The organism is Bradyrhizobium sp. AZCC 2176 (assembly GCF_036924645.1).
GTDB lineage: Bacteria > Pseudomonadota > Alphaproteobacteria > Rhizobiales > Xanthobacteraceae > Bradyrhizobium.
Genome location: NZ_JAZHRX010000001.1, coordinates 6,226,510 through 6,250,071, shown reverse-complemented (window position 1 = coordinate 6,250,071; position 23,562 = coordinate 6,226,510). Strand labels below are relative to the sequence as shown.

The 23,562-nt window shown below is 62.7% G+C and carries 27 protein-coding genes and 2 pseudogenes; 13 read left to right on the top strand and 16 right to left on the bottom strand.

Annotation, left to right across the window (positions count from 1 at the left end; translation table 11 throughout):
• Nucleotides 1-123 precede the first annotated feature (123 nt).
• A pseudogene (locus V1288_RS29540) lies at nucleotides 124-1,152 on the top strand (IS110 family transposase).
• A gap of 337 nt (nucleotides 1,153-1,489) precedes the next feature.
• Here V1288_RS29540 and V1288_RS29535 read toward each other — a convergent pair.
• Nucleotides 1,490-2,281, bottom strand: coding sequence for a cobalamin-binding protein (locus V1288_RS29535; RefSeq protein ID WP_334360374.1), 792 nt, complete (start codon nucleotides 2,279-2,281; stop codon nucleotides 1,490-1,492).
• A gap of 235 nt (nucleotides 2,282-2,516) precedes the next feature.
• Between V1288_RS29535 and V1288_RS29530 the strand changes: the two genes are divergently transcribed.
• The gene (locus V1288_RS29530; RefSeq protein WP_334360373.1) at nucleotides 2,517-2,915 is read left to right on the top strand and encodes a PaaI family thioesterase; all 399 of its coding nucleotides are present in this window, start codon (nucleotides 2,517-2,519) and stop codon (nucleotides 2,913-2,915) included.
• Nucleotides 2,916-2,917: 2 nt separating this feature from the next.
• On the opposite strand, the gene V1288_RS29525 is transcribed toward V1288_RS29530, so the two are convergent.
• The 3 genes from V1288_RS29525 to V1288_RS29515 form a co-directional block, all read right to left on the bottom strand.
• Entirely contained in the window at nucleotides 2,918-3,967 is a 1,050-nt protein-coding gene (locus V1288_RS29525) for a phenylacetaldoxime dehydratase family protein (RefSeq protein ID WP_334360372.1), read from the bottom strand.
• 30 nt (nucleotides 3,968-3,997) lie between these two features.
• Nucleotides 3,998-5,011 carry a carbon-nitrogen hydrolase family protein gene (locus V1288_RS29520; protein ID WP_334360371.1) on the bottom strand — a complete coding sequence of 338 codons (1,014 nt, stop codon included), beginning with the start codon at nucleotides 5,009-5,011 and terminating at the stop codon, nucleotides 3,998-4,000.
• Nucleotides 5,012-5,178: 167 nt separating this feature from the next.
• Nucleotides 5,179-6,132 carry a helix-turn-helix domain-containing protein gene (locus V1288_RS29515; protein WP_334360370.1) on the bottom strand — a complete coding sequence of 318 codons (954 nt, stop codon included), beginning with the start codon at nucleotides 6,130-6,132 and terminating at the stop codon, nucleotides 5,179-5,181.
• Between the two features lie 363 nt (nucleotides 6,133-6,495).
• On the opposite strand from V1288_RS29515, the gene V1288_RS29510 reads away from it, so the two are divergent.
• Nucleotides 6,496-7,116: a GNAT family N-acetyltransferase gene (locus V1288_RS29510; protein WP_334360369.1), complete on the top strand. Its 621-nt coding sequence runs from the start codon at nucleotides 6,496-6,498 to the stop codon at nucleotides 7,114-7,116.
• 68 nt (nucleotides 7,117-7,184) lie between these two features.
• On the opposite strand, the gene V1288_RS29505 is transcribed toward V1288_RS29510, so the two are convergent.
• Nucleotides 7,185-7,487: a hypothetical protein gene (locus V1288_RS29505; RefSeq protein ID WP_334360368.1), complete on the bottom strand. Its 303-nt coding sequence runs from the start codon at nucleotides 7,485-7,487 to the stop codon at nucleotides 7,185-7,187.
• Nucleotides 7,488-7,631: 144 nt separating this feature from the next.
• Complete coding sequence (locus V1288_RS29500; RefSeq protein WP_334360367.1) at nucleotides 7,632-8,318, bottom strand: DUF2161 domain-containing phosphodiesterase; 687 nt, start codon at nucleotides 8,316-8,318, stop codon at nucleotides 7,632-7,634.
• Between the two features lie 192 nt (nucleotides 8,319-8,510).
• Here V1288_RS29500 and V1288_RS29495 point away from each other — a divergent pair, with 192 nt between their 5' ends.
• Nucleotides 8,511-9,224, top strand: coding sequence for a GrlR family regulatory protein (locus tag V1288_RS29495; protein ID WP_334360366.1), 714 nt, complete (start codon nucleotides 8,511-8,513; stop codon nucleotides 9,222-9,224).
• On the opposite strand, the pseudogene V1288_RS29490 reads toward V1288_RS29495, so the two are convergent.
• From V1288_RS29490 to fabG, 3 genes and pseudogenes are all read right to left on the bottom strand, one after another.
• A pseudogene (locus V1288_RS29490) lies at nucleotides 9,221-9,474 on the bottom strand (hypothetical protein). The gene V1288_RS29495 and the pseudogene V1288_RS29490 overlap by 4 nt on opposite strands.
• Nucleotides 9,471-9,671 (bottom strand): hypothetical protein, encoded by a 201-nt coding sequence (locus V1288_RS29485; protein WP_334360365.1) that lies wholly within the window; start codon nucleotides 9,669-9,671, stop codon nucleotides 9,471-9,473. Before V1288_RS29485 ends, V1288_RS29490 begins: the two are co-directional and overlap by 4 nt.
• Before the next feature lie 63 nt (nucleotides 9,672-9,734).
• Nucleotides 9,735-10,415: a 3-oxoacyl-ACP reductase FabG gene (gene fabG, locus V1288_RS29480; RefSeq protein WP_334360364.1), complete on the bottom strand. Its 681-nt coding sequence runs from the start codon at nucleotides 10,413-10,415 to the stop codon at nucleotides 9,735-9,737.
• Between the two features lie 138 nt (nucleotides 10,416-10,553).
• On the opposite strand from fabG, the gene V1288_RS29475 reads away from it, so the two are divergent.
• The gene (locus V1288_RS29475) at nucleotides 10,554-10,868 is read left to right on the top strand and encodes a hypothetical protein (RefSeq protein WP_334360363.1); all 315 of its coding nucleotides are present in this window, start codon (nucleotides 10,554-10,556) and stop codon (nucleotides 10,866-10,868) included.
• Nucleotides 10,869-10,952: 84 nt separating this feature from the next.
• Nucleotides 10,953-11,648, top strand: coding sequence for a hypothetical protein (locus V1288_RS29470; protein WP_334360362.1), 696 nt, complete (start codon nucleotides 10,953-10,955; stop codon nucleotides 11,646-11,648).
• Nucleotide 11,649: 1 nt separating this feature from the next.
• Here the strand turns inward: V1288_RS29470 and V1288_RS29465 are convergent, their stop codons facing one another.
• Nucleotides 11,650-12,396 (bottom strand): tyrosine-protein phosphatase, encoded by a 747-nt coding sequence (locus V1288_RS29465; protein WP_334360361.1) that lies wholly within the window; start codon nucleotides 12,394-12,396, stop codon nucleotides 11,650-11,652.
• A gap of 96 nt (nucleotides 12,397-12,492) precedes the next feature.
• On the opposite strand from V1288_RS29465, the gene V1288_RS29460 reads away from it, so the two are divergent.
• Complete coding sequence (locus V1288_RS29460; protein WP_334360360.1) at nucleotides 12,493-12,810, top strand: MliC family protein; 318 nt, start codon at nucleotides 12,493-12,495, stop codon at nucleotides 12,808-12,810.
• Between the two features lie 92 nt (nucleotides 12,811-12,902).
• Here the strand turns inward: V1288_RS29460 and V1288_RS29455 are convergent, their stop codons facing one another.
• Nucleotides 12,903-13,100, bottom strand: coding sequence for a DUF2735 domain-containing protein (locus tag V1288_RS29455; protein WP_334360359.1), 198 nt, complete (start codon nucleotides 13,098-13,100; stop codon nucleotides 12,903-12,905).
• A 570-nt stretch (nucleotides 13,101-13,670) separates the two neighbouring features.
• On the opposite strand from V1288_RS29455, the gene V1288_RS29450 reads away from it, so the two are divergent.
• From V1288_RS29450 to V1288_RS29440, 3 genes are all read left to right on the top strand, one after another.
• Nucleotides 13,671-14,708, top strand: a complete 1,038-nt coding sequence (locus tag V1288_RS29450) for a glutamine synthetase beta-grasp domain-containing protein (protein WP_334360358.1) — start codon at nucleotides 13,671-13,673, stop codon at nucleotides 14,706-14,708.
• Between the two features lie 192 nt (nucleotides 14,709-14,900).
• Nucleotides 14,901-15,605: a GrlR family regulatory protein gene (locus tag V1288_RS29445; RefSeq protein WP_334360357.1), complete on the top strand. Its 705-nt coding sequence runs from the start codon at nucleotides 14,901-14,903 to the stop codon at nucleotides 15,603-15,605.
• Nucleotides 15,606-15,611: 6 nt separating this feature from the next.
• Complete coding sequence (locus V1288_RS29440) at nucleotides 15,612-16,295, top strand: substrate-binding domain-containing protein (protein WP_334360356.1); 684 nt, start codon at nucleotides 15,612-15,614, stop codon at nucleotides 16,293-16,295.
• 3 nt (nucleotides 16,296-16,298) lie between these two features.
• Here V1288_RS29440 and V1288_RS29435 read toward each other — a convergent pair whose 3' ends face one another.
• Nucleotides 16,299-16,742: a DMT family transporter gene (locus V1288_RS29435; RefSeq protein ID WP_334360355.1), complete on the bottom strand. Its 444-nt coding sequence runs from the start codon at nucleotides 16,740-16,742 to the stop codon at nucleotides 16,299-16,301.
• Nucleotides 16,743-17,113: 371 nt separating this feature from the next.
• Between V1288_RS29435 and V1288_RS29430 the strand changes: the two genes are divergently transcribed.
• Nucleotides 17,114-17,818, top strand: coding sequence for a GrlR family regulatory protein (locus V1288_RS29430; protein ID WP_334360354.1), 705 nt, complete (start codon nucleotides 17,114-17,116; stop codon nucleotides 17,816-17,818).
• A gap of 63 nt (nucleotides 17,819-17,881) precedes the next feature.
• Here the strand turns inward: V1288_RS29430 and V1288_RS29425 are convergent, their stop codons facing one another.
• The 4 genes from V1288_RS29425 to V1288_RS29410 form a co-directional block, all read right to left on the bottom strand.
• Nucleotides 17,882-18,256 carry an avidin/streptavidin family protein gene (locus tag V1288_RS29425; protein WP_108519237.1) on the bottom strand — a complete coding sequence of 125 codons (375 nt, stop codon included), beginning with the start codon at nucleotides 18,254-18,256 and terminating at the stop codon, nucleotides 17,882-17,884.
• Nucleotides 18,257-18,353: 97 nt separating this feature from the next.
• The gene (locus tag V1288_RS29420) at nucleotides 18,354-18,554 is read right to left on the bottom strand and encodes a hypothetical protein (protein ID WP_334360353.1); all 201 of its coding nucleotides are present in this window, start codon (nucleotides 18,552-18,554) and stop codon (nucleotides 18,354-18,356) included.
• Nucleotides 18,551-19,654, bottom strand: coding sequence for a PepSY-associated TM helix domain-containing protein (locus V1288_RS29415; protein ID WP_334360352.1), 1,104 nt, complete (start codon nucleotides 19,652-19,654; stop codon nucleotides 18,551-18,553). Before V1288_RS29415 ends, V1288_RS29420 begins: the two co-directional genes overlap by 4 nt.
• A gap of 54 nt (nucleotides 19,655-19,708) precedes the next feature.
• Nucleotides 19,709-21,955 (bottom strand): TonB-dependent siderophore receptor, encoded by a 2,247-nt coding sequence (locus V1288_RS29410; protein WP_442893871.1) that lies wholly within the window; start codon nucleotides 21,953-21,955, stop codon nucleotides 19,709-19,711.
• Nucleotides 21,956-22,312: 357 nt separating this feature from the next.
• Here V1288_RS29410 and V1288_RS29405 point away from each other — a divergent pair, with 357 nt between their 5' ends.
• Nucleotides 22,313-23,188: a S1C family serine protease gene (locus V1288_RS29405; protein ID WP_334360351.1), complete on the top strand. Its 876-nt coding sequence runs from the start codon at nucleotides 22,313-22,315 to the stop codon at nucleotides 23,186-23,188.
• Complete coding sequence (locus tag V1288_RS29400) at nucleotides 23,185-23,559, top strand: response regulator transcription factor (protein ID WP_334360350.1); 375 nt, start codon at nucleotides 23,185-23,187, stop codon at nucleotides 23,557-23,559. The genes V1288_RS29405 and V1288_RS29400 overlap by 4 nt, the downstream gene beginning before the upstream one ends.
• Nucleotides 23,560-23,562: the final 3 nt, after the last annotated feature.

The window sequence follows — 23,562 nt, the reverse complement described above, 5'->3', positions numbered from 1 at the left end:
TACGGCGCTATTTGATGGCGCGCTGCGCGCGGCTTGCTTGGAGGGCGGGCGGTCGTCCCTCACATTGATGGTGTGACGGAGTCGAGGGATGAGCCTCGCTCCAAACATCGAGGAGAGACGACCATGAACTACTATGCCGGAATCGACGTGTCATTGGAATGCTCGAGCGTGTGTGTTGTTGACGCAAGCGGCAAGATTTTGCGCGAGGCCAGGGTGGCCAGCGAGCCGGAGGCGCTGATCGCCTGGTTCCGGTCGTCTGGCTTTGAGTTTGAGCGGATCGGGCTGGAGGCCGGGCCGCTGTCGCAATAGCTGTTTGCGGGGATGAAGGCCGCCGGCCTCGCCGTTGAGCTGCTGGAGACGCGGCACGTGCGGAAGGCGTTTGAGGCGATGCCGGTCAAGTCGGATCGCAACGACGCGCGAGGGATTGCGCAATTGATGCGGCTGGGCTGGTTCCGACCGGTCCACTGCAAATCGATCAGTGCGCAAGAGACCCGATCGCTGCTGACGGCGCGCAAGCTGGTGCAATCGAAGCTTCTCGACGTGGAGAACAGCCTGCGCGGGATCCTGCGCGGTTTTGGCCTGAAGGTTGGCAAGACGACCGGGCAGAAGTTCGCGGGACGGATCGAGGAACTCGTGGACGGCCACCCGCACCTGCAGATGATCGCCAAGGCGCTGCTGGCGGTGCGGGCGGTGCTGCGGACCGAGTTCGCAGCTTTCGAGAAGCAGACCTGCAGGATGGTGCGGTCTGACATGCAAGCGCGGCTGCTGACGTCGGTCCCGGCGGTCGGCCCGATCGTGGCGCTGACCTATGCCAGCGCCATCGACGATCCAACCCGGTTCAAATCGTCGAAGCAGGCAGGAGCCCATTTCGGGTTGACCCCGAAGAAGCACCAATCCGGCGAGACCGACTACACCGGCCGGATCAGCAAGATCGGTGACGCCTCGGTGCGCACGGCGCTTTACGAGGCCGCCAACGTCATGCTGACCAAGCCGGTCAAAGGCTGTTCGCAATTGAAGAGCTGGGCCATGCGGATCAAAAAGCGCGCCGGCATGAGCAAAGCCAAGGTGGCGCTGGCGCGCCGGCTCGCGGTGATCATGCATCGCATGCTCGCCGACGGAACCCCCTTTAACGCCGCTGCGACGGCAGCCTGACAGGAGAGACGCAACCGTTTTCGGGCGGGTCACGACACCAGGCCTTCTCGAAGCGAAGTCCCTTCGCCGGGACGATGGATCAGGTCAGGCCGTTGCCCACCAGGTTGCCCTCGTGAGCACGCTCAACGTAGATTGGTCGACCTATCCTCTTCCAACCCCATCAGGTGGCGGCCCTGCGCCGACCCCGTACAGAAGCGAGACCCCGGCGAGCGGACAACGCAAAAGGGATTGACTAATCGAGGCCCGTTACAGAAGGGTGGGCAAAGCGAAGCGTGCCCACCATCGCTTGCACCGGACGCTAGAATGGTGGGCACGGCGCTTTGCGCCTTTGCCCACCCTACGAATTCGTCTCCGGCCACAACGCCTTCACAGTCGCATCCAGCCCATCCGTCAGCGCCGCTGGTCCCGGCTGCAGGATGATCGTCGACTTGATCTCCACAATGCGGTTGTTGCGCACCGCCGGGATATCGCCCCAGCCCGGCCGCTGCCGGATGCGGTCCGGCACGACCTTCTTGCCGCACCATGACGCGAGGATCACGTCGGGGGCCGCCTCGCGCACCACATCGGGCGCAATGATCCGGTCCTTGGCCGCCCGCTGAAGCCGCAGTTTCGGGAACGCGTCCTCGCCGCCGGCGATCTCGATCAGTTCGGATACCCAGCCGATGCCGGAGATCAGCGGATCGTCCCATTCCTCGAAATAGACTTTTGGCTTGGGCGAGGACCGGGGCGTCGCCGCGATGCGCGCGAGGCGTTGTTCGAAGCTGATTGCAAGCTGATCGGCGCGCTCCGCCGCCCCGACCATGGCGCCGAGCGTGCGGATCATCGCGAAAATGCCCGCTATGTCGCGCTGATTGAAAACGTGGATGGCAACGCCCGCGCGCACCAGGTCGGCGACTATATTCGCCTGCAGATCGGAGAAAGCCAGCACGAGATCCGGCTCGAGCGCCAGAATCTTCGGAATGTCCGCGGAGATAAAGGCTGCGACCCGCGGCTTGTCGCGGCGGACCTGTGGCGGCCGCACCGCATAGCCGGAGACACCGACGATGCGGTCCTGCTCGCCGAGGAGATATAGCGTCTCGACGGTCTCTTCGGTCAGGCAAATGATCCGGCGGGGTGGGAACTGGCGCATGCGGACGATATGCCGAATTAACGGGGCGTTGTCACGGCAGCCATTACCTGGAACGTCATTGCCGGGGCTTGACCTGGCAATCCATCCTCTCAAAAACATCTGCTTGGAAGATGGATGGATACGCGGGTCCCGTCTCCGCCAAGGCTTCGCCGGGCCACGAGCTCACTCGGCCGCCGAAGCCTTGGCGGAGGCGGCAAGCCCGCGTATGACAGATTTCAGAAAAGCCGGAGGACGAATGACGCCGCTCGAAAAAATCCAGTCGATGAAGATGCCGTTTGCCGAATTGAAGGGCGTGACCTTCACGGAAGCCGGAATGGATCGGGTGGTCGCCAAGATGCTGGTGAGGCCGGATCTCTGCACGTTGCGGAATACGATTCACGGTGGCGCGATCATGGCGTTCGCGGATTCGGTTGGCGCTGCGGCAACCGTCATCAACCTGCCTGCGGATGCCAAAGGCACCACCACGATCGAGAGCAAGACCAATTTCATCGGCGGCGCCAAGGAAGGAGCGACGGTGATTGCCACCGCTACACCGGTGCACCGGGGACGCCGCACCCAGGTCTGGCAGACGCGGCTGGAGACCGAGGACGGCAAGCTGATAGCTATCGTGACCCAGACGCAGATGGTGCTGTAGCTTCAGGCTGCGTCCACCGTCTGCACGGCGTTCAGCATCCCGGTCTGCGGATGACAATCCACATACTCGAAAAGCTGTTCGTCGGCGCGGGCGACGGTGACTTCGTGGTAGAGCCGCAGCTTAGCGGCCGGCCCGAGCATTGACAGGTACTTCATGGCAGCGCCGAATATCCTGACATGGGTCGGGTGCGATTCAGCCCAGCGTTCCAGCGCCGACAGGCTTTTCCACCAGCTCATGCCGTAGGACTTTTCGATCGCCGTGCCGTCGGGGCCTAAGACCGTCATGTAACGGTTGGCGTAACAGCCGATCGAGCGTCCCTGGTCGCGCAGAAAATCCATACCTTCACGCAGCACCGGCTCGACATCGCCGAGATACATCTTGCGCTCGGCGGCTTCGGTATCGCCCCAATCCTGTCCCGACCGGATCAGGCAGAGGTTGTCATGCGGGATGATCCGGATGCGCGCGCCGTCGCGGATCGCGCGGGCGGTGCCTGAAGGTGTCATCTCGCTGGTTTGCGACAACGCGATGCGGTCGCGCATGCCGCCCCAATAGGCGTGCTCCAAAACTTCGCCGCTCATGCCGTCGGCGAGGACGGCGACGCCTTCGGGCCTGCCGAGGGAAGAGAACAGTGTCTCATAATCCTCCACGGAGGGATAAAGCGCTTCAATGAAGGTGCCAAACCCGTTATTGGTCGGCTTCTCGCCGGTCCAGCGCTCCCTGGCGGCGGGAAACCAGCGATCGAATGTTTGCCGGTCGTCCCAGTAAGCCACCGTGACGACGTTGGTGAAACCGGCCTCGTCGACATAGCTCGCGCGGTCCCAGTGCGTTGGGCCATCCGCGCTTGCGAAATCCGACGCGAGCCGAGCCAACGCTTGTTCCGCGGCGACCGATGGCGCGCCGCGCGCCTGGATGCCGAAATAGGTCATCACCACCCGCGTGACGCTGGGTTTATGCCGCGCCACGAAGGACGGGTAAGGCGGCGCATAATCGTCGCCGACCCGGCGGTGACGCGTGCGTGCGGTTTGCAGATGCGGAGGGATTGCGGATTCCATCGGCCTGCTCCTTGCCAGAATTGAAACGCCTCAGGCCTGCAGCCTGATTTCGCTCATGACCTCGGCATCGACGGGAAGCGAGAAATGCTCGACGCGGTTGGCGCGCGTGGTGTTGAGCAACAGCCGCGTGACGTCGGGCCGTGAATAATGGCCGGCCGGATCGGCGGCGTTCTTCGCTACTCCGATCATGCCGAGATCGATATCGGCATAGAGAATGCCTTCCTGGTCGGGCGGGAGTTTCTCAGCGAGTGGACTGCCGTCCGGTCCGTAGATCACCGCATGGCCGCCGCCGGCATGCAGGAAGGCGTGTTTCTCGGGGGAGTCGCAGAGCTCATCGATCATCGCCTGCGAGACGACCGCGCAAGGGCCCAGGAAGAAGCACGAGCCTTCGACCGCATAGACCTTGCTGGCGGCGTTGTTGACCTCATGGCCGAGCGCATGCGCGAACGGATCGTACAGCGAAAAGCTCGGCCAGGCGCCGACATGCACTTGTTCGTTCTGGGCGTACATCGCGTATTTGGACAATGGCTGCAGGTGCTCCCAGCAGCACAGTGCGCCGAGCCGTCCGACGTCGGCGCGATCGTGCACCGCAAGATCGCTGCCGTCGCCTTCACCGAACACGGTACGTTCGGCGTGGGTCGGCCGCAGCTTTCGGCGCTTGGCGATGGTCTCGCCGTGGGGGCCGATCAGCCATTGCGCGATATAGAGGCTGCCGCCGTCGCGCTCGGACAGCCCGAGCACCGCGGTCAGCTTGGCGCGCTTGACGGCTTGGCGGATTTTTTCCGCCTGCGGGCTGTCGAAGGCTAGTGAATTGTCGAAGTAACGCTGCACAAAGCCGCGGCCGATCGCCCAGGCGGGCGCGCCAAGCCAGATCTGCCACGGATATCCGGGAATGAATGTTTCGGGAAACGCGATCAGCTTCGCACCCCTCGCGGAAGCTTCCTCGATCAGCGCGATGGTCTTGTCAACGGTCGCATCGAGGTCGAGAAAGACCGGCGCCGCCTGAACCACCGCTACCTTGTATTTCTGATGAACCAGACCCATCGCATCAATCCCTTCGCGTTGGCGACCGACAATCGCTGATCCCGAGCCTACAGCCGTGGTGACGCGCGCCGCTTGTCCGCAGCGGAACGAAAACTTGTCTTAACTGGCAGGTGGACGGCCGAGGCGTCAGACGCTTGTGGCGTGGTGGGACGGAGAGGGCCGTGAGGCTATTTGCCCGGCTGCTCGCGCCATTCGCGCGGCGAGACGCCAAAGCGCTGCTTGAAGATACGGCTGAAGTGGGCGAGGTCGTTAAAGCCCCATGCGAAGGCGATCTCGCCGATGTGCCGGGCCTGATGCGCGGGATCGGTGAGGTCGCGCTTGCAGCGTTCCAGCCGCTGCGTCTGGACGTAGCTGCGGAACGAGGTTTGTTCGGCGGCCATCAGATCGCTGGCGTAACGCGGCGAGATTCCTGTCGCCGCCGCGGCCCGCGGCAGCGACAGTTCTGGATCGGCGAGATGCGTCAGGATATGATTCTTGAGGCGATAGAGCAGCGCCGACCGGTGGACCGACTGGACCGGCAACCGCGCGTGCAGCCTGTCCGCTAGCGTCATCGCCAGAAGATCGAGCGCCTGGTCGAGCAGGCGGCTTGCGGCGGCGGCATCGACCAGCTCGATCGTCCTGCTCACATTTCGTGCGAAATCATAGGTCAGCCGTTCGAGCGGGCGGTCGCCGGCGAACGTGGTCGCGGTCAAGCCATCGAACGAGCCGACGCGCTGTTGCAGCAGCTTGCGCGGCATCTGGAAGATCGTCTGCGAAAAACTGTCGTCGAAGCGCAGCTCGTAGGGGCGGGTGGTGTCGTAGATGACGAATTGTCCGGCGGCGACGATGGCCTCGCGGCCGTCCTGGAAGACGCCGTTGACGCCGTTGTTGCCGAGCGCCATCAGCACATAATCTTCGCTGGCGCGAGCTATGCGCGACGGCGTGCGGAATACCCGCTGAGCGGTGGAATCGACCTGGGTGAGCGCGACCTGCCCGATTCTGGATTGCGACACCGCGCCCCAGAACGCGCCGCGCATGTCCGATTTGCAGTCTAAGCCGACGAAGGTGTCGCAGACGATGTCCTGCCACACCGCAAGCCGGCGTTCCGGAAGGCAAGAACTCGTGTCGAGCACGACAGCCACGACGGACCTCCACGAACCATCCGGGTGTGTTGCCTAGCTAGAGCTTCGGTTCTGATTGAATCAGAACCGAAGCTCTAGATTCTTGTCTTGACGCGTTTTCTTCACGCGAACCGGTATCCACTTCGCTCGAAAACGCTATGGAGCCCTGGCCCATTTAAAATAAGCAAGCCCCATGCCCAGTCTGCGCTGGGTCGCGGGCGTTAACAATTGGTTGATAGCGATAGATCTAAGTCACTGGAATTATTGCAATTATTTAAGGAAGTATACGGACAATCCGGGCTTGAATTTCATGCTGCGATGCACAATATAGGTGGTCTAGGGATTCGACGCCTCCTCGAGGGTTTTCTCAGAGGAGTTTAGGATATGTATCTCACCATGATTGCGGCCGCGCTCGCCAATAGTAGCGTGCGCACGCTGAGCCAGCAGGAAGAATTGCCGCTGTTGCGCGATCACCTGCTGCGCCTCGACCGCAATAGCCGTCGCGACCGTTTCCATGGCTTCATGGACGACAGCTTCATCGAGCGCTACGCCGAGAAATGCGCCAATGACGGCACAACCATCATCGCCTTCTTTGAAAACGGCGTTGTTCGAGGCGCAGCCGAACTGCATCCGCCCGACCAGTCACCAGATTCGCTCCCCGAGATCGCCTTCAGCGTCGAGGCATCGGTGCGGCGGCGCGGCGTCGGCAGTATCCTGTTCCGCAAGCTGATCACGGTGGCGCGCGCCAAGGGTTACAAGAGCCTGCGGATCACCACCGGCGCGCAGAACGGGGCGATGCGGGCGCTTGCCAGCAAGTTCGGCGCGCAGCTTGTGTTCCGCCACGGCGAATCCACCGGCACCATCGACCTGACGAAACAGGATCAGACGGAGCTCGCGACCACCTGGGCGGACACTGCGCTGAATGCCGCACGCACGGTCGCGAATTTCAACCGTGCCTATTGGCGGATGCTGCTTCGGATGTATGGCTGGGGCCGCGCCGCTTGAGCGGCGCGTTCAATCAGGGCAATTCGCTGACGTTGGATCCAGCGAATTGCCCATAACTTTCGATTTGTTCAGGTGCCGGTGCGCTTGTCGTTGCCGAACCGCCTGACGACGCGGCGCTCGACCACGACCGCGCGCTGGGCGCCTTGCTCACCCGCGATGATGCGGGTCGCCGATCGCGCTACCGCGCGGCCGGTCTTCTTTACCTCAGCCAGCACGTCCTCGTAGGGCAGTCCCATCAGCGCGGAGGCGATTTCCGCCTGCTGCTGCTGATCGTCGGTGATCCCCACTGCGGCGAAGATTGCCTCCTCGAGCGTTGGCGGATCCCGCCGGACGCGCCGTGTGCCGTATTTCGTGTTCCAGTCTTCGCTCATAGGGCCTCGCATCTGATTGCGGAGATACCTAGGTCCTCACATGTTGCATTGCAATATGAATTTCGCATGGCAATACAGCCATGCATCTACAATCTCTCAAGTCCGGTAGCGCCGTACGGTTCGATGATTTCACCGTTCTCGCCATCATGGGACGGGATTGCCGGCAGCGGCCAGATCCAGCGGCTGCTGCGGCCAGCGTTTTAACGCTGCGTGCCCGGCATCGTTCAGCACGTAGATGCCGCGCTCCGCGCGGTCGAACCAGCCATAGACATTGTGCAGGAGGATCTTTCCGGCATCAGGAATCTCGGCCCGCAGGTCCCTGACGCGCCGCGGCCCGCCTGACAGCGCGGACGCGCAGGCCAGCGCCTGCTGGCGATAGGCCGTCATGATCGGCGCGCGCGTCGATCCGCCCATGGCCGGATCGCCCTTGCGCTTCTGATGCTCCATGATCAGCCGCGAGCGCTTTTTCGGATTGCGGCGAGGGGCTGCCGTCGCGGGCTGGACGATCACCTCGACATCGCCCGTGTTGGTGACCGCCAGCATGCCAAAGCCCAAGCGGCGGCAGAGATTGCGATAACGCGCGTCACTCTCGCGGCCCTTGCCTCGGGCAGATAATTTGGCGGCGAGCCAGACCTCGTCGGCCGCGCCGGCGCGATCGACCGCCTGCAGGATCAGTTCGAGGTTGAAGGAAAGTTTCAGTTCGCCGATCACTACGATCGGCGGATCCTCGCCGCTGAGCGCCACCAGATCGCAGCCGCCGACCTCGCCCTTGACGGTGAAGCCGAGCTTTTCGAGGAAGCGTTTGACAGGAAGATAAAGCGCGGTTTCCAAATTTCGCTCCAGCGGCGCGTATGGCCGCGACTCAATCCCGCAGACTCTAGCTGAATTCCGGCAAAGCGTTTGATCGGATGGCACCGCGGCGGCTAGTCTGGCGCGGGGACAAGGCCAGCGGCAATTGACGGAACCCAGCGATCGATCGTTCGCGGGGCACTCGCCCTTGCCAATTTCCGGAGTATGCAGGGCGTGCTGCGAGGATTGTACAAATTCCGTTTTACGACGGAGCGCGGTGAAGGTTCCGGTGTGATGTTCGCTACCGCGGGCGGCAGGCTCTATGGCGGCGATTCCGGCTCGTCATTCATCGGCCATTTCACCGAGGGCGACGGCGTCATCTCCGCCGAATGCATGATGTCGCGCCATTACCATGATCCCGGCTATGTGCCGATGTTCGACGTCGACAATGTCGCGATGAATTTCACGGGCGCGGCCTGCGGGGAGGAAGTTCATTTCGAGGGCGGCAGCGCGGCCTTGCCGGGCGTCCGGTTCACGGCCGTCCTGACCCCGATCAACGACGCCGACGCGCCGCCGCCCGGTGCGGTCGGCCCTGACGGGATCGGCAACGGGCTCTACTCCATCCACATCCGCATGCTGGACGGCATCGACGCCGGCAACACCGGTGTCATGATGCTGCATGACGGCCGCATCCGGGGCGGCGACGCGTTCTTCGACTATATCGGGGCGTACTCGGCGGCGAACGGCAAATGGAAGGGCGAACTCGTCAACCGCGAGCATACGCCCTCCAGGATCGAACGACCGCTGTTCGGCGGCCATGAAGTCGGCATCGGTTTTTCCGGCACGTACGACGGCAATGGCGCGGAAGGAGAGGCCACCGCGCTCGCCGGCAAGCGCAGCATCCGCTTCAAGGCGGTGCTGCGAAAGCTGGTGGAGGTTAAGAACTAGCCGATTAGCCGATCGTGGTCAGCGTGAGAGCCGATCCAGAACCAGACATAGACATCGTCGACTTCCACAGCCAAGGCAGGATACCGCGTCCGACACGCGCAGACCAATATCGACCAACTTTCTTGAATTGGAGCGAGGGATGGCGCGGATCGCGCTTGAGCAACGCAAAGTTGGCATCAGCCAACTTCTGGATCGATGACGGCAATGATCGGTAAGCGTCCCAAAACCTTGGCGATGCCGAGTGTCTCACAAGTCCCGGGATTTGCCGGCGCGATATGCCGCAACGGCCTCCTCTGCAAATGCGTCGAGTTTGCCGGCCTGCACATCACGTTCGATGGCCGCGTCGAATTGATCGGCGTCAAACGCTTCAAACCAGGCACGAAACCTCGCTAGTTCTCGAGGCGGCAGTTGCTCGACGGCCTTTTCAATGTCTTCGGCTGTTGTCATTCCAGCACTATAGCATCCCAAAAGCGCAGCGAAAAAGCCGTGTGAGGACAGCCTCAGTCCAAACTAAACCCTCCCGTTCACCGGCAGCAGCGCACCGGTGACGGCGCTGGCCGCGTCGCTGGCGAGAAACAGGATCACGTCGGCCAGTTCCTTTGGCGTGACCCATTTCGTGAAATCGGCTTTCGGCATGCTGGCGCGGTTGGCCGCGGTGTCGATAACCGACGGCAGCACGGCATTGACCGTGATCTTGCCCTTCAGTTCGGCGGCTAGCGCCTCCGTAAGGCGATGCACGCCAGCCTTGGAGGCGGCATAGGCGCCCATGCCACTTCCTGCCTGCAGCGCGCCCATCGCGCCGATATTGACGATGCGGCCGGCACCCGACGAGATGAGATGCGGGATCGCCGCGCGCGATGCGTTGAGTGCGGTCATGACGTTGAGCGCGTACATCCGCTGCCAGGTTTTGGGATCGCCGTCGGTCACCGTCTCGAAGGCGAAGCCGCCGGCGATGTTGATCAGCGCATCGAGTTGGCCGAAATGCGATGCGGCTGCCTTGATCGCCTTGGCGGCCTGGGCGGCATCCGTGAGGTCGATGCCGCCGAGTTCGAACAGATCAGCGGTGGCTGGGGCTTGGGTAGGCGCATGATCGATGCTTGCAATCCGGGCCCCCCGCGCCAGCGCTTCGTCCACGACCACTTGGCCAAGCGCACCCAGCGCGCCCGTCACGACAATGACTTTTCCGTCCATGAAGGGCCTCCGCCTGCCGGGAAACGGGAGCGCACCCTATCAGGAGTTTTTCACTGGCAATGCGGCGAATTTCTGCATGGAACGATCTGTCTCACGCGCCCAAATTGCCGCGAGCCGTGCCGATCCGGAGGAAGCGAGTTGCGTAACGCTACGGAATGGGGCGGAATCGATAAAATTTGCCGGAGTTCTGTAAGCCGTTTGCAGAATCCGTTCGGTAAAAGCGGGATACCAACAAAAGGCAGGGGATTTGTCATGGGTTTGCCGGATCATGGTTTACCGCTTGTTCAGCTTAAGGAGCAGCGGCGCGACCTTGTCGTAGCGCTGCAGAATCGCAGCGGTCCGGTCTCGAGCTGGGAATTGATGCAGATCGCGGCAATCCAGCAGGCGATCTCGGCGTTCGAGGACGTCATCGCCGATCTCGATGCCGAAATGGAAATGGAAGCGGCGGCCTGAGCCGATAGCGCGCCGCCTTCCGGACCGTCTAAGGTTTGGTTTGCCGCTACTTTACGGTTTGCGTGCGGCGGATAGGATCGCGGCATGCGCCGAGCTCTGGCCCTTCCACTCGTTCTCATCGCGCTCCATGTGCAGCAGGCGGCTACTGCGCATGCGCAGGCTTGCGTTGCCGATCAACAAGGCGGTCTCGTGTGCGGCGAGGGGAAGGCCGCCATGCGTGTCGTTGCCGACACCACTTCTCCGTCGAAGAATTACGCGTTCGCATGGCGCAGCGAGCAGGGCCTGCCATCCGGCCGTGATCTGCCGCCAGCCGGCGTCGAAAATCTCCTGATCCGCATCGCTGACGGCGCCGTGCTTGCCAAGCTCGGTGGCGAGTATTGGGCGACCGGCGAAATGCGCGCGAACCGCTACGATCTACTGGCGGCCTGGTCGCCGGATAGTCGGGCCGTCATCGAGGTCGCGAACAGCCGCTGGGACAGCGATTCCTTTGCCTACTACCGGATTGAAGGTGCAACGGCGACCAAGCTCGATCTGCGTGCGCTGGTCGAGCCGGTCATGACGGCCAGGTTGCCGCCGCGAAATCGCCAGGGTAATTCCTTCCGCGTGCGTGAGGATCTGCCGGTGACACTCGATGCGCGTGGCCGCGTGAGCTTTACCGCGATGCTCTATGTGCCCAAGAGCGAAACCAGCAACGCCTACAAAGTGCGGGTCGACGTCAGGACGACAGGCCGTAAGCCGTCCGCGCAGGTCGTGTCGATGCGGCGGGTGAAGTCGGATTAGACTAGCGCTGCAGATAGCGTGCTTCGAGGTGGGCGCGTTCGGCTTTGCCGAGGCCGAGGCCATCGCGGAGATAGCTTTCGAGGTCGCCATAGTCGGCATCGATCGCCTCGAACGCGGCGGCGAGGAACGATGCCTGCACCGAGCCGAGCACCTGCTTGATCTCTTCGGGCAGGTCGCTGCTGGAATTGGGATCTCTGCGGTAGAAACGGTTGGTCAGGAGATAGTCTTCCGAGATGATGTCCTCGGAGACGCCGAGCGTATGCAGGATCAGCGCGCAGGCAAAGCCGGTGCGGTCCTTGCCGGCGGTGCAATGGATCACCAGCGGCGCGCGATCTTCCAGCAGATGCTCAAACAGCGCGCGGAAACGCTGCGTGTTGTTCTGCACGTAGCTGCGGTAGGAATCGCGCATCACCTCGACGGCATGGTCCGTCGACAGCGGCGTGCCGGCGGTCGCGATGGCGCGCAGCGCGGCGACGACAGTGGGTTCGACCGGCAGCGAATGGACGGTGATTTCAGGCATGCCGCACGAGGCGGAGGTGCGCTCTTCGGCGCCGCGAAAATCGAACGCGCTGCGGACGCCGAGTTCGCGCAGGATGGAGACATCGTCGCCGGTGAGATGGCCGAGATGGTTGGAACGGAAGATCTGCCGCCAGCGCACGGTCCGGCCGTCGCGCGTGGGGTAACCGCCGAGATCGCGGAAATTGCTGGCGCCGGCGAGATTGAGATGGCGGTCGGGGGGCACTGACATCGGCTGGTTCGGACGATCTCGAGCGGCGGACAAGGGTGGGAAGGGCATGTTGTCCGCTCCCGTCTCGTCTATACTGAACTCTGCAGGGGGCGAAACATGAATTGTCGCAGAAACTGGATTTTTGGCGCGGCGCTGTGCGCCGTGGCGATGGCAACGGTACCGTCGGCCGCGTTCGCGCAGTCGACGTTTCGGAACTATCGCTGCGCCGACGGGGCGCAATTCACGGTCGGGTTTTTCCAGTACGATTCCCGCGCCCATCTGCAGCTCGACGGCAAGGCGCTGACGCTGCCCAAGCGCGTGGCGCTGTCGGGATCGCGTTATCAGGGGAAGGGCGTGACCCTGAGGATCACCAAGGCCGGGGTCACGACGCTCAAGCATGCCAGGCGGCCGACCACCACGTGCGAGCAGTCATGAAAAAGGGCCGAAACGATAGCGTTTCGACCCTTTTCAATTCACCGTCCGCGCCTCACTGATCGGGCGCGTCCCTGCCAAACATCTCCCGGGCATCAGTGGTCCCGCTCGTTCTTTTCGTCCTCGATAGCGGCGGCGTGGTACCAGCTGTCGCTGCAATCCGCGAGGTTGGCCGGCGGGGCGGCAAACTCGGTCTTGGCCTCGCCATAGCGGCGCCCCCCGAGAGCCGCACGGCCCCCGGCTGGGAATTGGTAGATCCTTGCGGACCCCTGATTTACACCCGTATTCATCATTTTCAGTCTCCTTTTGTCGAAGCGCGAGCCTCCATGGTGCGCCCGACTCGTTCTCTAGTAGTTACATGAGGCGATATTGTTCTTGCCCTCGGCAGGCGCAAGCTGACCAAGAGTTCGGCACAGGATGTCTAATTCGTAGGCATTTCCGGCTTTGCTTCCTGCGGGGCAGCGGGCGGATGACCAACGCTTGAGCCGGCGGCATGGTTGCCCGGGGACACCGGTGCGCACGGCGGATCTATCGAAGGAGTGCCGCAGCTTTAATCGCGGAAGGAACCGAACAGGGAAATGCTGGAGAAATGAGCTGAATTCGCGCGCCCGGCGGAACCCGAAACCGGCTGTTTGACACGCCTGCCGCGCTTCTATGTCGCAGCTCTTATTTTGGCTTGCCGCCGGCCCGCGCTGTGGACGGCCTCTTCCGCAGCGCAGCGATTGGCACGTTAAATGCTTAGTAAGGCGTGGCCTGACGTGGCCGGGTACACGTATGCGGAGACCTCCAGGGGGCTGGGCGTCAAAATCCAGATTTCAAGGCTTCGGTCTTCCGCATTCCACTAGCAACTCAAGAGAGGCTCAATGACCAAGTACAAGCTCGAGTATATTTGGCTCGACGGCTATACGCCGACGCCGAATCTGCGCGGCAAAACGCAGATCAAGGAATTCGACAAGTTTCCGACGCTGGAACAGCTTCCGCTGTGGGGCTTCGACGGTTCGTCCACCATGCAGGCCGAAGGCCACAGCTCCGATTGCGTGCTGAAGCCGGTCGCCGTCTATCCGGACGCCGCGCGGGAAAACGGCGCGCTAGTGATGTGCGAAGTCATGATGCCCGATGGCAAGACCCCGCACCCCTCGAACAAGCGTGCGACGATTCTCGACGATGAAGGTGCCTGGTTCGGTTTCGAGCAGGAATATTTCTTCTACAAGGACGGCCGTCCGCTCGGCTTTCCCTCGGATGGCTATCCGGCGCCGCAGGGCCCGTACTACACCGGCGTTGGTTACTCGAACGTCGGTAGCGTCGCCCGCAAGATCGTGGAAGAGCATCTCAACCTCTGCCTCGCCGCCGGCATCAACCACGAAGGCATCAACGCCGAAGTGGCGAAGGGCCAGTGGGAATTCCAGATCTTCGGCAAGGGTTCCAAGACCGCTGCCGACCAGATGTGGATGGCCCGCTACCTGATGCTGCGTCTCACCGAAGCTTACGGCATCGACATCGAGTTCCACTGCAAGCCGCTCGGCGACACCGACTGGAACGGCTCCGGCATGCACGCCAACTTCTCGACCAAGTACATGCGCGAAGTCGGCGGCAAGGAGTACTTCGAGAAGCTGATGGCGGCCTTTGACAAGAATCTCATGGACCACATTGCCGTCTACGGGCCGGACAACGACAAGCGCCTGACCGGCAAGCACGAGACCGCCCCTTGGAACAAGTTCAGCTACGGCATTGCCGACCGCGGCGCCTCGATCCGCGTTCCGCACTCCTTCGCCAACAACGGATACAAGGGCTATCTGGAAGACCGCCGTCCGAACTCGCAGGGCGACCCATACCAGATCGCGTCCCAGATCCTGAAGACCATCGCGGAAGTTCCGACCGGCGCCAAGGCGGCTGCGGCCTAAGGGACCTGCGATATGACCCGGGCCGCCCGGGTGCAAAAGCTGATGATCCGCCAGGGCGAACCGCCCTGGCGGATTATTGCGTTTGATGACACGGCGTCTTGATGGGTTTGATTCAATTCCGCCGGTTCAAGACCGTTTCCCTGCGTTGTGAAGCGCGCTAGACAGCGGCGTGGGCTTGCCGGGGACGCGGCATTGTTTGAGGGATTTTATAAGGTCAGGTTTCAGCTTGGCGCCGCGGTCGGCCGCAGCGTGATGTACGCGCGCGACGGCAGGATGCTGGGCGGCAATTCGGCCTTCGCCCATATCGGCACGTACGAAAAACGGGACGACGGCGTCGACATCGTGATCCAGACCGTCCGCCATAACCCGGACCCGGCTTATCGTGCGATGGCCGGCACCGACGATGCCACCCTGCTGGCGAAGGGCAGGGCTGACGGAAGCCTCTATCGTTTTGAAGGGGGCTTGAAGGAACTGCCGGGTGTCGCGTTCCACTCGGTGATGATACCGATCGAGCAGGACGCGATACCGATCGCTGGCGGCGTCGGCGAACGGGGCGTCGTCAATGGCCTCTATTCCATCCACGTTCGCCTGCTCGACGGCGTCGAGGGCGGCCTGACCGGCGTGATGCTGCTCAATGAGGGGCGCATTCTCGGCGGCGACGCGTCCTTCTACTATGTCGGCACGTACACTTCGGAGAATGGCCGCTGGAAAGGCCAGATCCTTAATCAGGAGCATACGCCCGCAACGGGCGAGAACCCCATCTTCGGCGGCCATGAAGTCGGCATCGGCTTTTCCGGCACCTGCGATGCGGAAGGCGCGCTGCTGGACGCGACTGCGCTCGCCGGCAAGCGCAGCCTTCGCATGACGGCGGTGCTCAAGCTGATGCGCCGGCTGTAGCGACCGATGAGCGAAGCGATCCGCGTGCTCTCGACGCTGGCATTGAAGGGGGCGGTCCATAGCCTGGCGGGACATTTCGAGGCGACCGGAGGTGCGCGCATCAATGCCGATTTCGCGCCGACCTTGGCGCTGCTGGAGCGGTTGCGTGCCGGCGAGGCCGCCGACGTCGTGATCCTGACCCGCGAGGGACTGGACGAGGTCGCGCGCGAAGGACGGGTGGTTGCCGAAGGCTGCGTCGACCTCGCGTGCTCCTGGGTCGGCGTTGCGGTGAAGGCGGGAGCCGCCCATCCTGATATCGCGACTGAGGCTACGCTGCGCACAGCATTGCTCGGCGCGCGTTCGGTGGCCTATTCGCGGCTCGGCGCCAGCGGCATTCTGTTCGCAAAGCTGATCGATCGGCTCGGCATTGCCTCCGACATCAATGCAAAGGCGCAGATCATCCCGCAGGGTTTTACTGCTGAGAAGCTCGTCACCGGCGAGGCCGATCTCGCCGTCCAGCAGATCAGCGAACTGAAGCAGGTGGGAGGGATCGAAGTCGTCGGTCCCATTCCGCGCGACCTGCAAACGCCTGCGGTATTTTCGGCGGGACGAATGGCGACGAGGACGCCCGCTGAAGCAGACCGGTTGCTGCGGTTTCTCGCGTCGCCTGAGAGCGCGCCGGCGTTGCGCGAGAGCGGACTGGAACCCTGAATTTCACTCCCTGATCAAGACGACGCCGGCAATCAGGAGAGCCGCGCCCGCGAGCCGCGCGGCGCCGATCGGATGCGGCGTCAATCCGAATGCGCCGAAATGATCGAGCGTCACCGCGGCGAGCACCTGGCCGGCGATGACAAGCGCAAAGAGTGTCGCCGCGCCGAGCGAGGGCAACAGCAGGATCGCCAACAGGATGAAGGCGCCGCCGAACACGCCGCCGGACCACGCGTACCACGGCACATCGGCCATCGTTTTCCAGGAGGGCACGCGTTCGCCGAGCGCAATCACCGCAACGATCATGGTGACGAGGCCACCGGCATAGCTGACCAGCCCCGCCCAGGCCGGCGAGCCTAGCGCCGTGCGCAGGCTGCCATTGAGCCCCTGTTGGGTGACGACGCTGACACCGGCGCCGAGCGCGAGGAGGTAGAGGAAGAAATGTTGCACGAGGCCCCCCAATCCATTCCGTGCCGGCAGAGTGATCCGGCATTGCAAGCCAGAGACAACGCGAATAGCCGGCCCGGAACAAGAGGCCCCGCGGCGCAATTATTGCGGACAGGGGCTCGCAAACAGCGGTGCTTTCCATGATCCGAAAACTGCAATCGGGCGAATACCGGCTCTATTCCCGCAAAATCAACCCGAAAACGGGCAAACGCCGTAACCTTGGAACCTTCAAATCCCGCGCAGCGGCGGAAAAGCACGAGCGCGCGGTGCAGTATTTCAAACGGCATTGAACCTGGGTGAAAACGCGGCTGGTTCCCGGCTTCCAGCGGTGCTATGCCGCCTGCGAGACAATTCCATAGCGCGGGACATCTTCGTTGCTGAGCGGGCTCTACAAGGTCGAGTATGGCGTGAACGACGCGTTCGGCCGCAGCATCATGTGCATGCACAATGGCAAGCTGCTGGGCGGCAATTCAGCCTTTGCCCATCTCGGCACCTATCAGGAGAGCGGTGACGAAATTCTCGGTGAGGTCATCACCCAGCGCCACAATGACGATCCCTACTACAAGCCACTGATGGATACCGACGTTGCTGCGATCAGCGTGCGGGGCAGGCTGCAAGGCAACAAGATTCGTTTTGAAGGCAGCGCCGCGCCGCGGCCCGGCGCCCTGTTCTGGGCCGAACTGACCCGGCTCGACGACGAGGGGTTGCCGCCGGTCGGCACCGTCGGGCAGGGCGGTATCGTCAACGGGCTCTATTCCCTTCAGCTTCGCGCGCTCGACGGCGTCAAAGCCGGCTTGTCCGGCGTCATGCTGCTGCTGAACGGCCGCATTCTCGGCGGCGACGCCTTTTTCTATTACCTCGGCGCCTATTCCTCGGCTGACGGCCGCTGGAAGGGCGAGATCCTCAACCAGGAGCACACGCCGGCGAAAGGCGAAAATCCCGTGTTCGGCGGCCATGAGGTCGGCATCGGCTTTACCGGCACCTGCGACAAGGCGGGCGCTGAACTCGAAGCCATTGCGCTGGCGGGCAAGCGCAGCCTGCGGCTGGCTGCCACGCTGAAACTGATGCAGCCGGCGTAGCGCATCATCCAGGCCCGTGATGGCTGCGAAAGAAGTGGCGCCGATCGACGATACGAAAACAGGTCATCGTACCACGCGCTCAAACGTATCGGCGCTGGTGATGATCGAGCGCCACCAGTTCAGCTTTTCGATTCTGCCGGGCGCGCCTTCCTCCGCCGCCTTGATCGCGGCATCCGCGACCACGAACCACATCGTCTCCATTTTTCCGTCACGCACGAGTCCGGTATAGGAAACCGCGGCATCGCCCGCAGGCGTCTTGCCGCCCGCGACGAAGCTGATGCAATCGCCCTGATGAATGCCGACGACCGGGATTTCCTGCCCGTAGAAGCCGCTGTCTCTGAGCGCCGTCTTGAACGTGCCGGCAATCCGGTGGTTGGCATCGTCGGTGATATCGACGGTTGAACCGTACTGATTGCGCCATTTGCCTTTCCAGTTCATTGGGAACTCCCTCAGAGCTTGTGGCGGCTAACGGCTGCACGCCCGGAGATGTTCCCGATTGCAAGGGGGCGCAAGGCTGACGCAGCGCGCGCGGATTTCAGGTCCGCCTTCGCCGCGCGAAAAACCAGGCGGTGAGGGCGATGGGCGCACCGAGGGCGAGCCAGGAAAAATAACGGCCCGGACCTTCGGACAACAGCGCGCTCAGCAGCCCCGCGATCGACAGCACGCCGAGCAGGATCGGGCCGCCATACACGGCGCGCCAGTTGCCGCTGGATCGGGATTTGCGTGCAGCGGTCATTCGGACGGCTGCAACAAGGGCTGCCCCGCGATGGCGTGGCTGCGGTGCTTGCGGCGTTTGACGATCCACAGATAGAGCCCGCTGCCGATCACGACGATGGTCATGATATCGAGCAGCGCCCAGATGATCTTCAGCGGCATGCCGCCATAGTCGCCGAAATGCAGCGGTTGCGACACCAGGAGCGCCTTGAGATAGACGGGAAGGTCGCGCGCATCGGATACTTCCCCGGTTTCGCCGTCCAGCAGCACCGGCTTGAGCAACCGCGACGTCAGCGGTGTGTCGCCGCGCATGAACACCGCGAAATGATGCGAGCTTGTGAACGGCGTGCCCGGAAAGGCGACGAACGAGACATTCATGCCGGGCGCGGCTTTGCGCGCTTTCTCGAGCGTTGCGTCAAGCGAGGCGAGGTGCACCGGCGGCGGCTTGCCGGCATAGGGCTTGACCATGCCAGCGAGTTCGTTGGCTTTCCACTGGCTGAGCATTACCTCGGCCAGCGTATTGATGACCCCGGTGGCGCCGACCACCAGCGCCCAGGCGATGGTTATGGCGCCGAGCAGATTGTGCCAGTCGAACCAGGCAATACGGCGCGATTTGTCCCTCAGCGTGCCAAAGCTCAGGCGGCGCGTGAACGGCCAGTACAGCACCACGCCGGAGATGATCGCGACCAGAAACAGAAATCCCATCGCGCCGAGGAACAGCTTGCCGGGCTGGCCCGCAAACATGTCGACGTGGAGTTTTAGGAATATCAGCATCGGGCCGCCGCCGACCGAGCCGAGCGGCTTGGCGGTGTGCGCATCGTACGCCTTGAGCGTTGCCGCATCCGGATCGCCATCGACCTTGTTGTTGGTAAAGGCAATCACGTTGTTCGGTTCGTCCTTGTCCCACAGGATGTACTGCAGGACACGCCCGGGATCGTTCGCGAGCGCCGTGCGGGCGATCTCGTCGATGCTTCGTTTCACGGCGCCCGGCTGGGCGATCTCGGGCTTCGGATCGTAGCCGAGCAGTTCATCGATCTCGTGGTGGAAGATCAGCGGCAGGCCGGTGACGCACAATAGCAGCAGGAACAGCGTCGATATCAGGCTGCTCCAGGTGTGGACCACCGACCAGATGCGAACGGTTCTGGCTTTCAGTGCTGCCTCCTTTCACTCACGCGGCTACCACTTATACGACAGGCTCGCTGTTGCTCGGCGCCGATCCCCATAGAAGCAGGCGTTCGCCGACGAACAGTTGGCCACATAGACCGTGTCGGCGACGTTGATGACGTTGAGCGCCGCGCGCCAGTTCTTCCACTCATAGTGGATAGCGGCGTCGCCGAGCACGACGGAGGGCACCGGCAGCAGGTTCGCCTGATCGGCAAAGGACGATCCGATATAGCGCACGCCGCCACCGAAGCCGAAGCCGGTCAGCGGACCTTCCTGGAAGGTGTAGTCCATCCAGCCCGAGGTGAGCTGGCGCGGCGTGGCGGTCGGGACCTTGCCAATCAGCGCCGGATTCAGATCCTTGCTGATGAAAAGATCGTAAGTCGTGAATGCGCCGATCACCTTGAACCCGGGGGCGAGATTGGCGACGGCTTCCAGTTCGAGACCGCGCGACGTGACTTCGCCGCTCTGGGTCGGTTGAAATATACCAGTCGGGTCGAACGTCAGCGCATTCTGTCGCTTCAAATCAAACCATGCCAAGCCGATGTGACCATTGAAGCCGTTTGGCTGGAATTTGAAGCCCACTTCGGTTTGTTGGCCGGTCTCCGGCAACAGCAACTGGCCCCTATTGACGCCGATGACCGGATTGTAACTGGTAGCGTAAGAGACGTAGGGCGCAAGGCCGAAATCGAAATTGTAGATCAGGCCTGCGCGCCCGCTGAACTTGCTGTCTTCGCGGCTCTGCCCGGTGTCGATGTGGTTGTCGTTATTGGTCGCAACCCAGTCGTTGCGGCCGCTCAACACGAGCGTAAAGCGGTCGAGCTTGATCTGATCCTGTACATAGACGCCAAGCTGCTTTTGGGTCAGCGTCGTGTCCGTACTATTAAACGTCCAATTGATAGGCGCGACGGAGCCGTAAACCGGATTCACGAGATTGAGGGCGGGTGCGCAGCAGGTGAACCCTTGTCGATCGTCGATGCGGTAATGCTTCAGGTCGACACCGAACAGCGCAGTGTGCCTGAGAATGCCGGTGTTGAAACGGTATTCAAGCTGGCTGTCGAGATTGCCCTGATTGGCGACACCACGAGTGATGAAATTGCCCCGCATCAGATTGGCTGCCGCGGGCGTCGTTTCATAACCGAGGCCGAACAGCGTCGCGAGAGTCACGTCGACATGGGCGAATCGAGCGTTCTGCCGGAAGGTCACGTCGTCGGAGAGGTTGCGCTCGAGCTGGTAGCCGAGCATTTCCTGCTCTCGCTTGAACTTGTCGACGCTGGGATCGCTGGCGAACAGACTGGTCGGAATCCGGCCGAATGGCGCTGATACGACAGTGCCGGTATGGGGCAGGAAGTTCTGGCTGCGGGTGTCGTTCTTCGAGGCTGACGCCAGCACGGTGAAGGTCGTATCGGCGTCGGGCTTCCAGGTCAGCGACGGCGCGATGAAGTAGTTGTTGTCGGGCGTGAAATCGACTTGGGTACCGCCGTTCTGGATCTGACCGACCACCCGATAGAACAGTTTTCCATTCTCGGCAGCCGTCGCCACTGGACCACCCAGATCGAAGGCGAAATAAGCGTTGCCGAAATTATTGACCCCGGTCTCGAGATAGCGGATCGGCTCCGTCGGCGGCATCTTGCTGACCGCATTGACGATGCCGCTCGGGCTGGAGCCGCCGTACAGCACGGCGGAGGGGCCGCGGAGCACTTCGACGCGCTCAAGGTTGAACGGCTGCAGCTTCCAGCTCGCAAACGATGTGTAGAATAATTGCAGCCCGTCGAGGAAGAGGCCGACGTCGTCAGACTTGAAGCCGCGGATCAGGAACCAGTCGTTGCGCGGATCGGCGCCGAACGTTCCGGCAAGAACGCCCGGCGTGTAACGCATGATCTCGTCGAACTTGCCGGGTTTCTGGTCGCGAATCTGTTCGCTGCCGATGACCGAGAGGGACTGCGGCGTCTCCATGATCGGCGTGTTGGTCTTGGTGCCCGCCATCGAGCGGCCGGCGACGTAACCCTGGACCGCGCCGCGCGGATTCTCGACAACAGTGGTTGCCTCGCGCTTCGGTTGGGGCCTTTGGGCCGCGGCTGCGCTTTGCGCGGCCGGGTGCCGGGCGCGCCGCGTCGTCGTTGCCGCGGTGCGCTTTTCAGGTGAGGTGACAACGACTGACGGGAGTGATTGCGACGCGGAGCCGGAGCTCGACTGCGCCAACATCGCCTGCGGCCACAAGACCAATACGGACACGGTCGCCGACGCGGCGACCCTCAACAAATCACGAGACTTCAAAGCGTCACCCCAACCCTGAGAGCACTTGTCGCGCTTTCAGGAAACTTGGCAGCGCAACCCCAGTGGGACGCATACGCGAGGGACGATGATTTCTCTAATAGAAAGGTTCTTGGAGTCGCTAGAAAGGTTCTTAGAGAAGCTCTTAGAAGATTTCCAAAAATAGGTGCGAAAAATTGCTGGCCGCCACAACAACACGTAGCGGCTGAGAAGTCGGACAGCTCGTCGATGCTGGTTCCCTGATGGTGTGCTCGACGTCAAACCCATCGCGCCTCCCCATCAGGCTAGTTCCCGAACGCAATCCGAACCCCCAGATTGGATCAAACAATCCAGGAGCTTCCAGTCATGTCCGACCCGAGCGCAACCGTCCTTTCCTCACTCTCCTCCGCCCTCGCCGAGATGGTCGCCCGAACAAGGCCCGCGATCGTCTCGGTGCATTCGCACCGCTTGAGGGCCTCGGGCTTCGTCTGGAAACCCGGCCTGATCGTAACGGCTGACGAGGCATTGGCCGACGAGGGCGAAGTCTCGATCAGACTTGCCGACGGAACGACGCGGCCGGCCAGCATCGCAGGCCGTGATCATACAACCGACATCGCGCTGCTGCGATTCGAGGACAAGAGTATTGCGCCGGTCGCGCTTGCATCTGTCATTCCTGATCTCGGCTCGCTGTCGGTCGTGGTCGCCGCCGAGCATGGCGTTCCCACCGCAGCGCTGGGTGCGGTATCGTTGGTCGGCGGCCGCTGGCGAAGCCTGCGCGGTGGCGAGATAGACGCCCGGATCGAACTCGGCGTCCGGTTGCGACACAGCCACGAGGGGGGCCTTGCGCTCACTGCCTCCGGTGAAGCGATTGGCATGGCTGTCCAGGGGGTGCGACGTGTTCTTGTCATTCCCAGCGCGACGATCGGCCGGATCGCAGCAAGACTTGAAACCCATGGCCGGATCGCGCGGGGCTATCTCGGGGTTGGGCTGCAGCCCGTCAAGCTGGACGATGGCATCGGCGCGATGGTGATGAGCGTCGACAAGTCGGGCCCTTCGGCCGCAGCCGGCATCCGGCAAGGCGATATCATCGTCGGCTGGAACGACGAGAAGCTCTCCGGCGTGCGTTCGCTGTTACGAGCGCTCGGGCCGGACAGCGTCGGCTCGGTCGTTGACGTCGAGATTCGGCGCGGCGGCGAACCAGTGCGGGTCAAGCTCACGATCGGCGAAAGGGCGGAGGCGTGAGCGAGGAAATTTCGCCGGTTGTTGTGGTCGCCATCGAGATTTCCGATCCCGCGCTGGCGGACCGGCTTGCGTCGCTGCTCGGTGGCGTTGCCGGTATCCGCCTGGCGACACCGGGGGAGGCTGCCGCGGTCGTGCTCGTGTCACGTGAAGCGCACGCGCTCGAACCCGCCGACATCGAGCTTACGCCGCGCGAACGCGACGTGCTTGTGCTGATGGCCGAAGGCGCATCGAACAAGGCTATTGCGAGACAGCTTGGAATATCCGTTCACACGGCCAAATTCCACGTCGGATCATTGCTCGATAAACTCGACGCCACCGGCCGTACCGACGCTGTGGCACACGCCGCGCGGCGCGGCGTGATCCACCTGTAACTC

What these genes read in the sequence shown, in the direction of transcription:
- V1288_RS29450 (WP_334360358.1), top strand. Translation starts at nt 13,671, where the DNA reads ATGACCAAGTACAAGCTCGAGTATATTTGGCTCGACGGCTATACGCCG.
- V1288_RS29510 (WP_334360369.1), top strand. Translation starts at nt 6,496, where the DNA reads ATGTATCTCACCATGATTGCGGCCGCGCTCGCCAATAGTAGCGTGCGC.
- V1288_RS29520 (WP_334360371.1), bottom strand. Translation starts at nt 5,011, where the DNA reads ATGGGTCTGGTTCATCAGAAATACAAGGTAGCGGTGGTTCAGGCGGCG.
- V1288_RS29530 (WP_334360373.1), top strand. Translation starts at nt 2,517, where the DNA reads ATGACGCCGCTCGAAAAAATCCAGTCGATGAAGATGCCGTTTGCCGAA.
- V1288_RS29460 (WP_334360360.1), top strand. Translation starts at nt 12,493, where the DNA reads ATGAATTGTCGCAGAAACTGGATTTTTGGCGCGGCGCTGTGCGCCGTG.
- V1288_RS29470 (WP_334360362.1), top strand. Translation starts at nt 10,953, where the DNA reads ATGCGCCGAGCTCTGGCCCTTCCACTCGTTCTCATCGCGCTCCATGTG.
- V1288_RS29465 (WP_334360361.1), bottom strand. Translation starts at nt 12,396, where the DNA reads ATGTCAGTGCCCCCCGACCGCCATCTCAATCTCGCCGGCGCCAGCAAT.
- V1288_RS29405 (WP_334360351.1), top strand. Translation starts at nt 22,313, where the DNA reads ATGTCCGACCCGAGCGCAACCGTCCTTTCCTCACTCTCCTCCGCCCTC.
- V1288_RS29535 (WP_334360374.1), bottom strand. Translation starts at nt 2,281, where the DNA reads ATGCGCCAGTTCCCACCCCGCCGGATCATTTGCCTGACCGAAGAGACC.
- V1288_RS29525 (WP_334360372.1), bottom strand. Translation starts at nt 3,967, where the DNA reads ATGGAATCCGCAATCCCTCCGCATCTGCAAACCGCACGCACGCGTCAC.
- V1288_RS29485 (WP_334360365.1), bottom strand. Translation starts at nt 9,671, where the DNA reads ATGACAACAGCCGAAGACATTGAAAAGGCCGTCGAGCAACTGCCGCCT.
- V1288_RS29440 (WP_334360356.1), top strand. Translation starts at nt 15,612, where the DNA reads ATGAGCGAAGCGATCCGCGTGCTCTCGACGCTGGCATTGAAGGGGGCG.
- V1288_RS29425 (WP_108519237.1), bottom strand. Translation starts at nt 18,256, where the DNA reads ATGAACTGGAAAGGCAAATGGCGCAATCAGTACGGTTCAACCGTCGAT.
- V1288_RS29420 (WP_334360353.1), bottom strand. Translation starts at nt 18,554, where the DNA reads ATGACCGCTGCACGCAAATCCCGATCCAGCGGCAACTGGCGCGCCGTG.
- V1288_RS29505 (WP_334360368.1), bottom strand. Translation starts at nt 7,487, where the DNA reads ATGAGCGAAGACTGGAACACGAAATACGGCACACGGCGCGTCCGGCGG.
- fabG (WP_334360364.1), bottom strand. Translation starts at nt 10,415, where the DNA reads ATGGACGGAAAAGTCATTGTCGTGACGGGCGCGCTGGGTGCGCTTGGC.
- V1288_RS29455 (WP_334360359.1), bottom strand. Translation starts at nt 13,100, where the DNA reads ATGATGAATACGGGTGTAAATCAGGGGTCCGCAAGGATCTACCAATTC.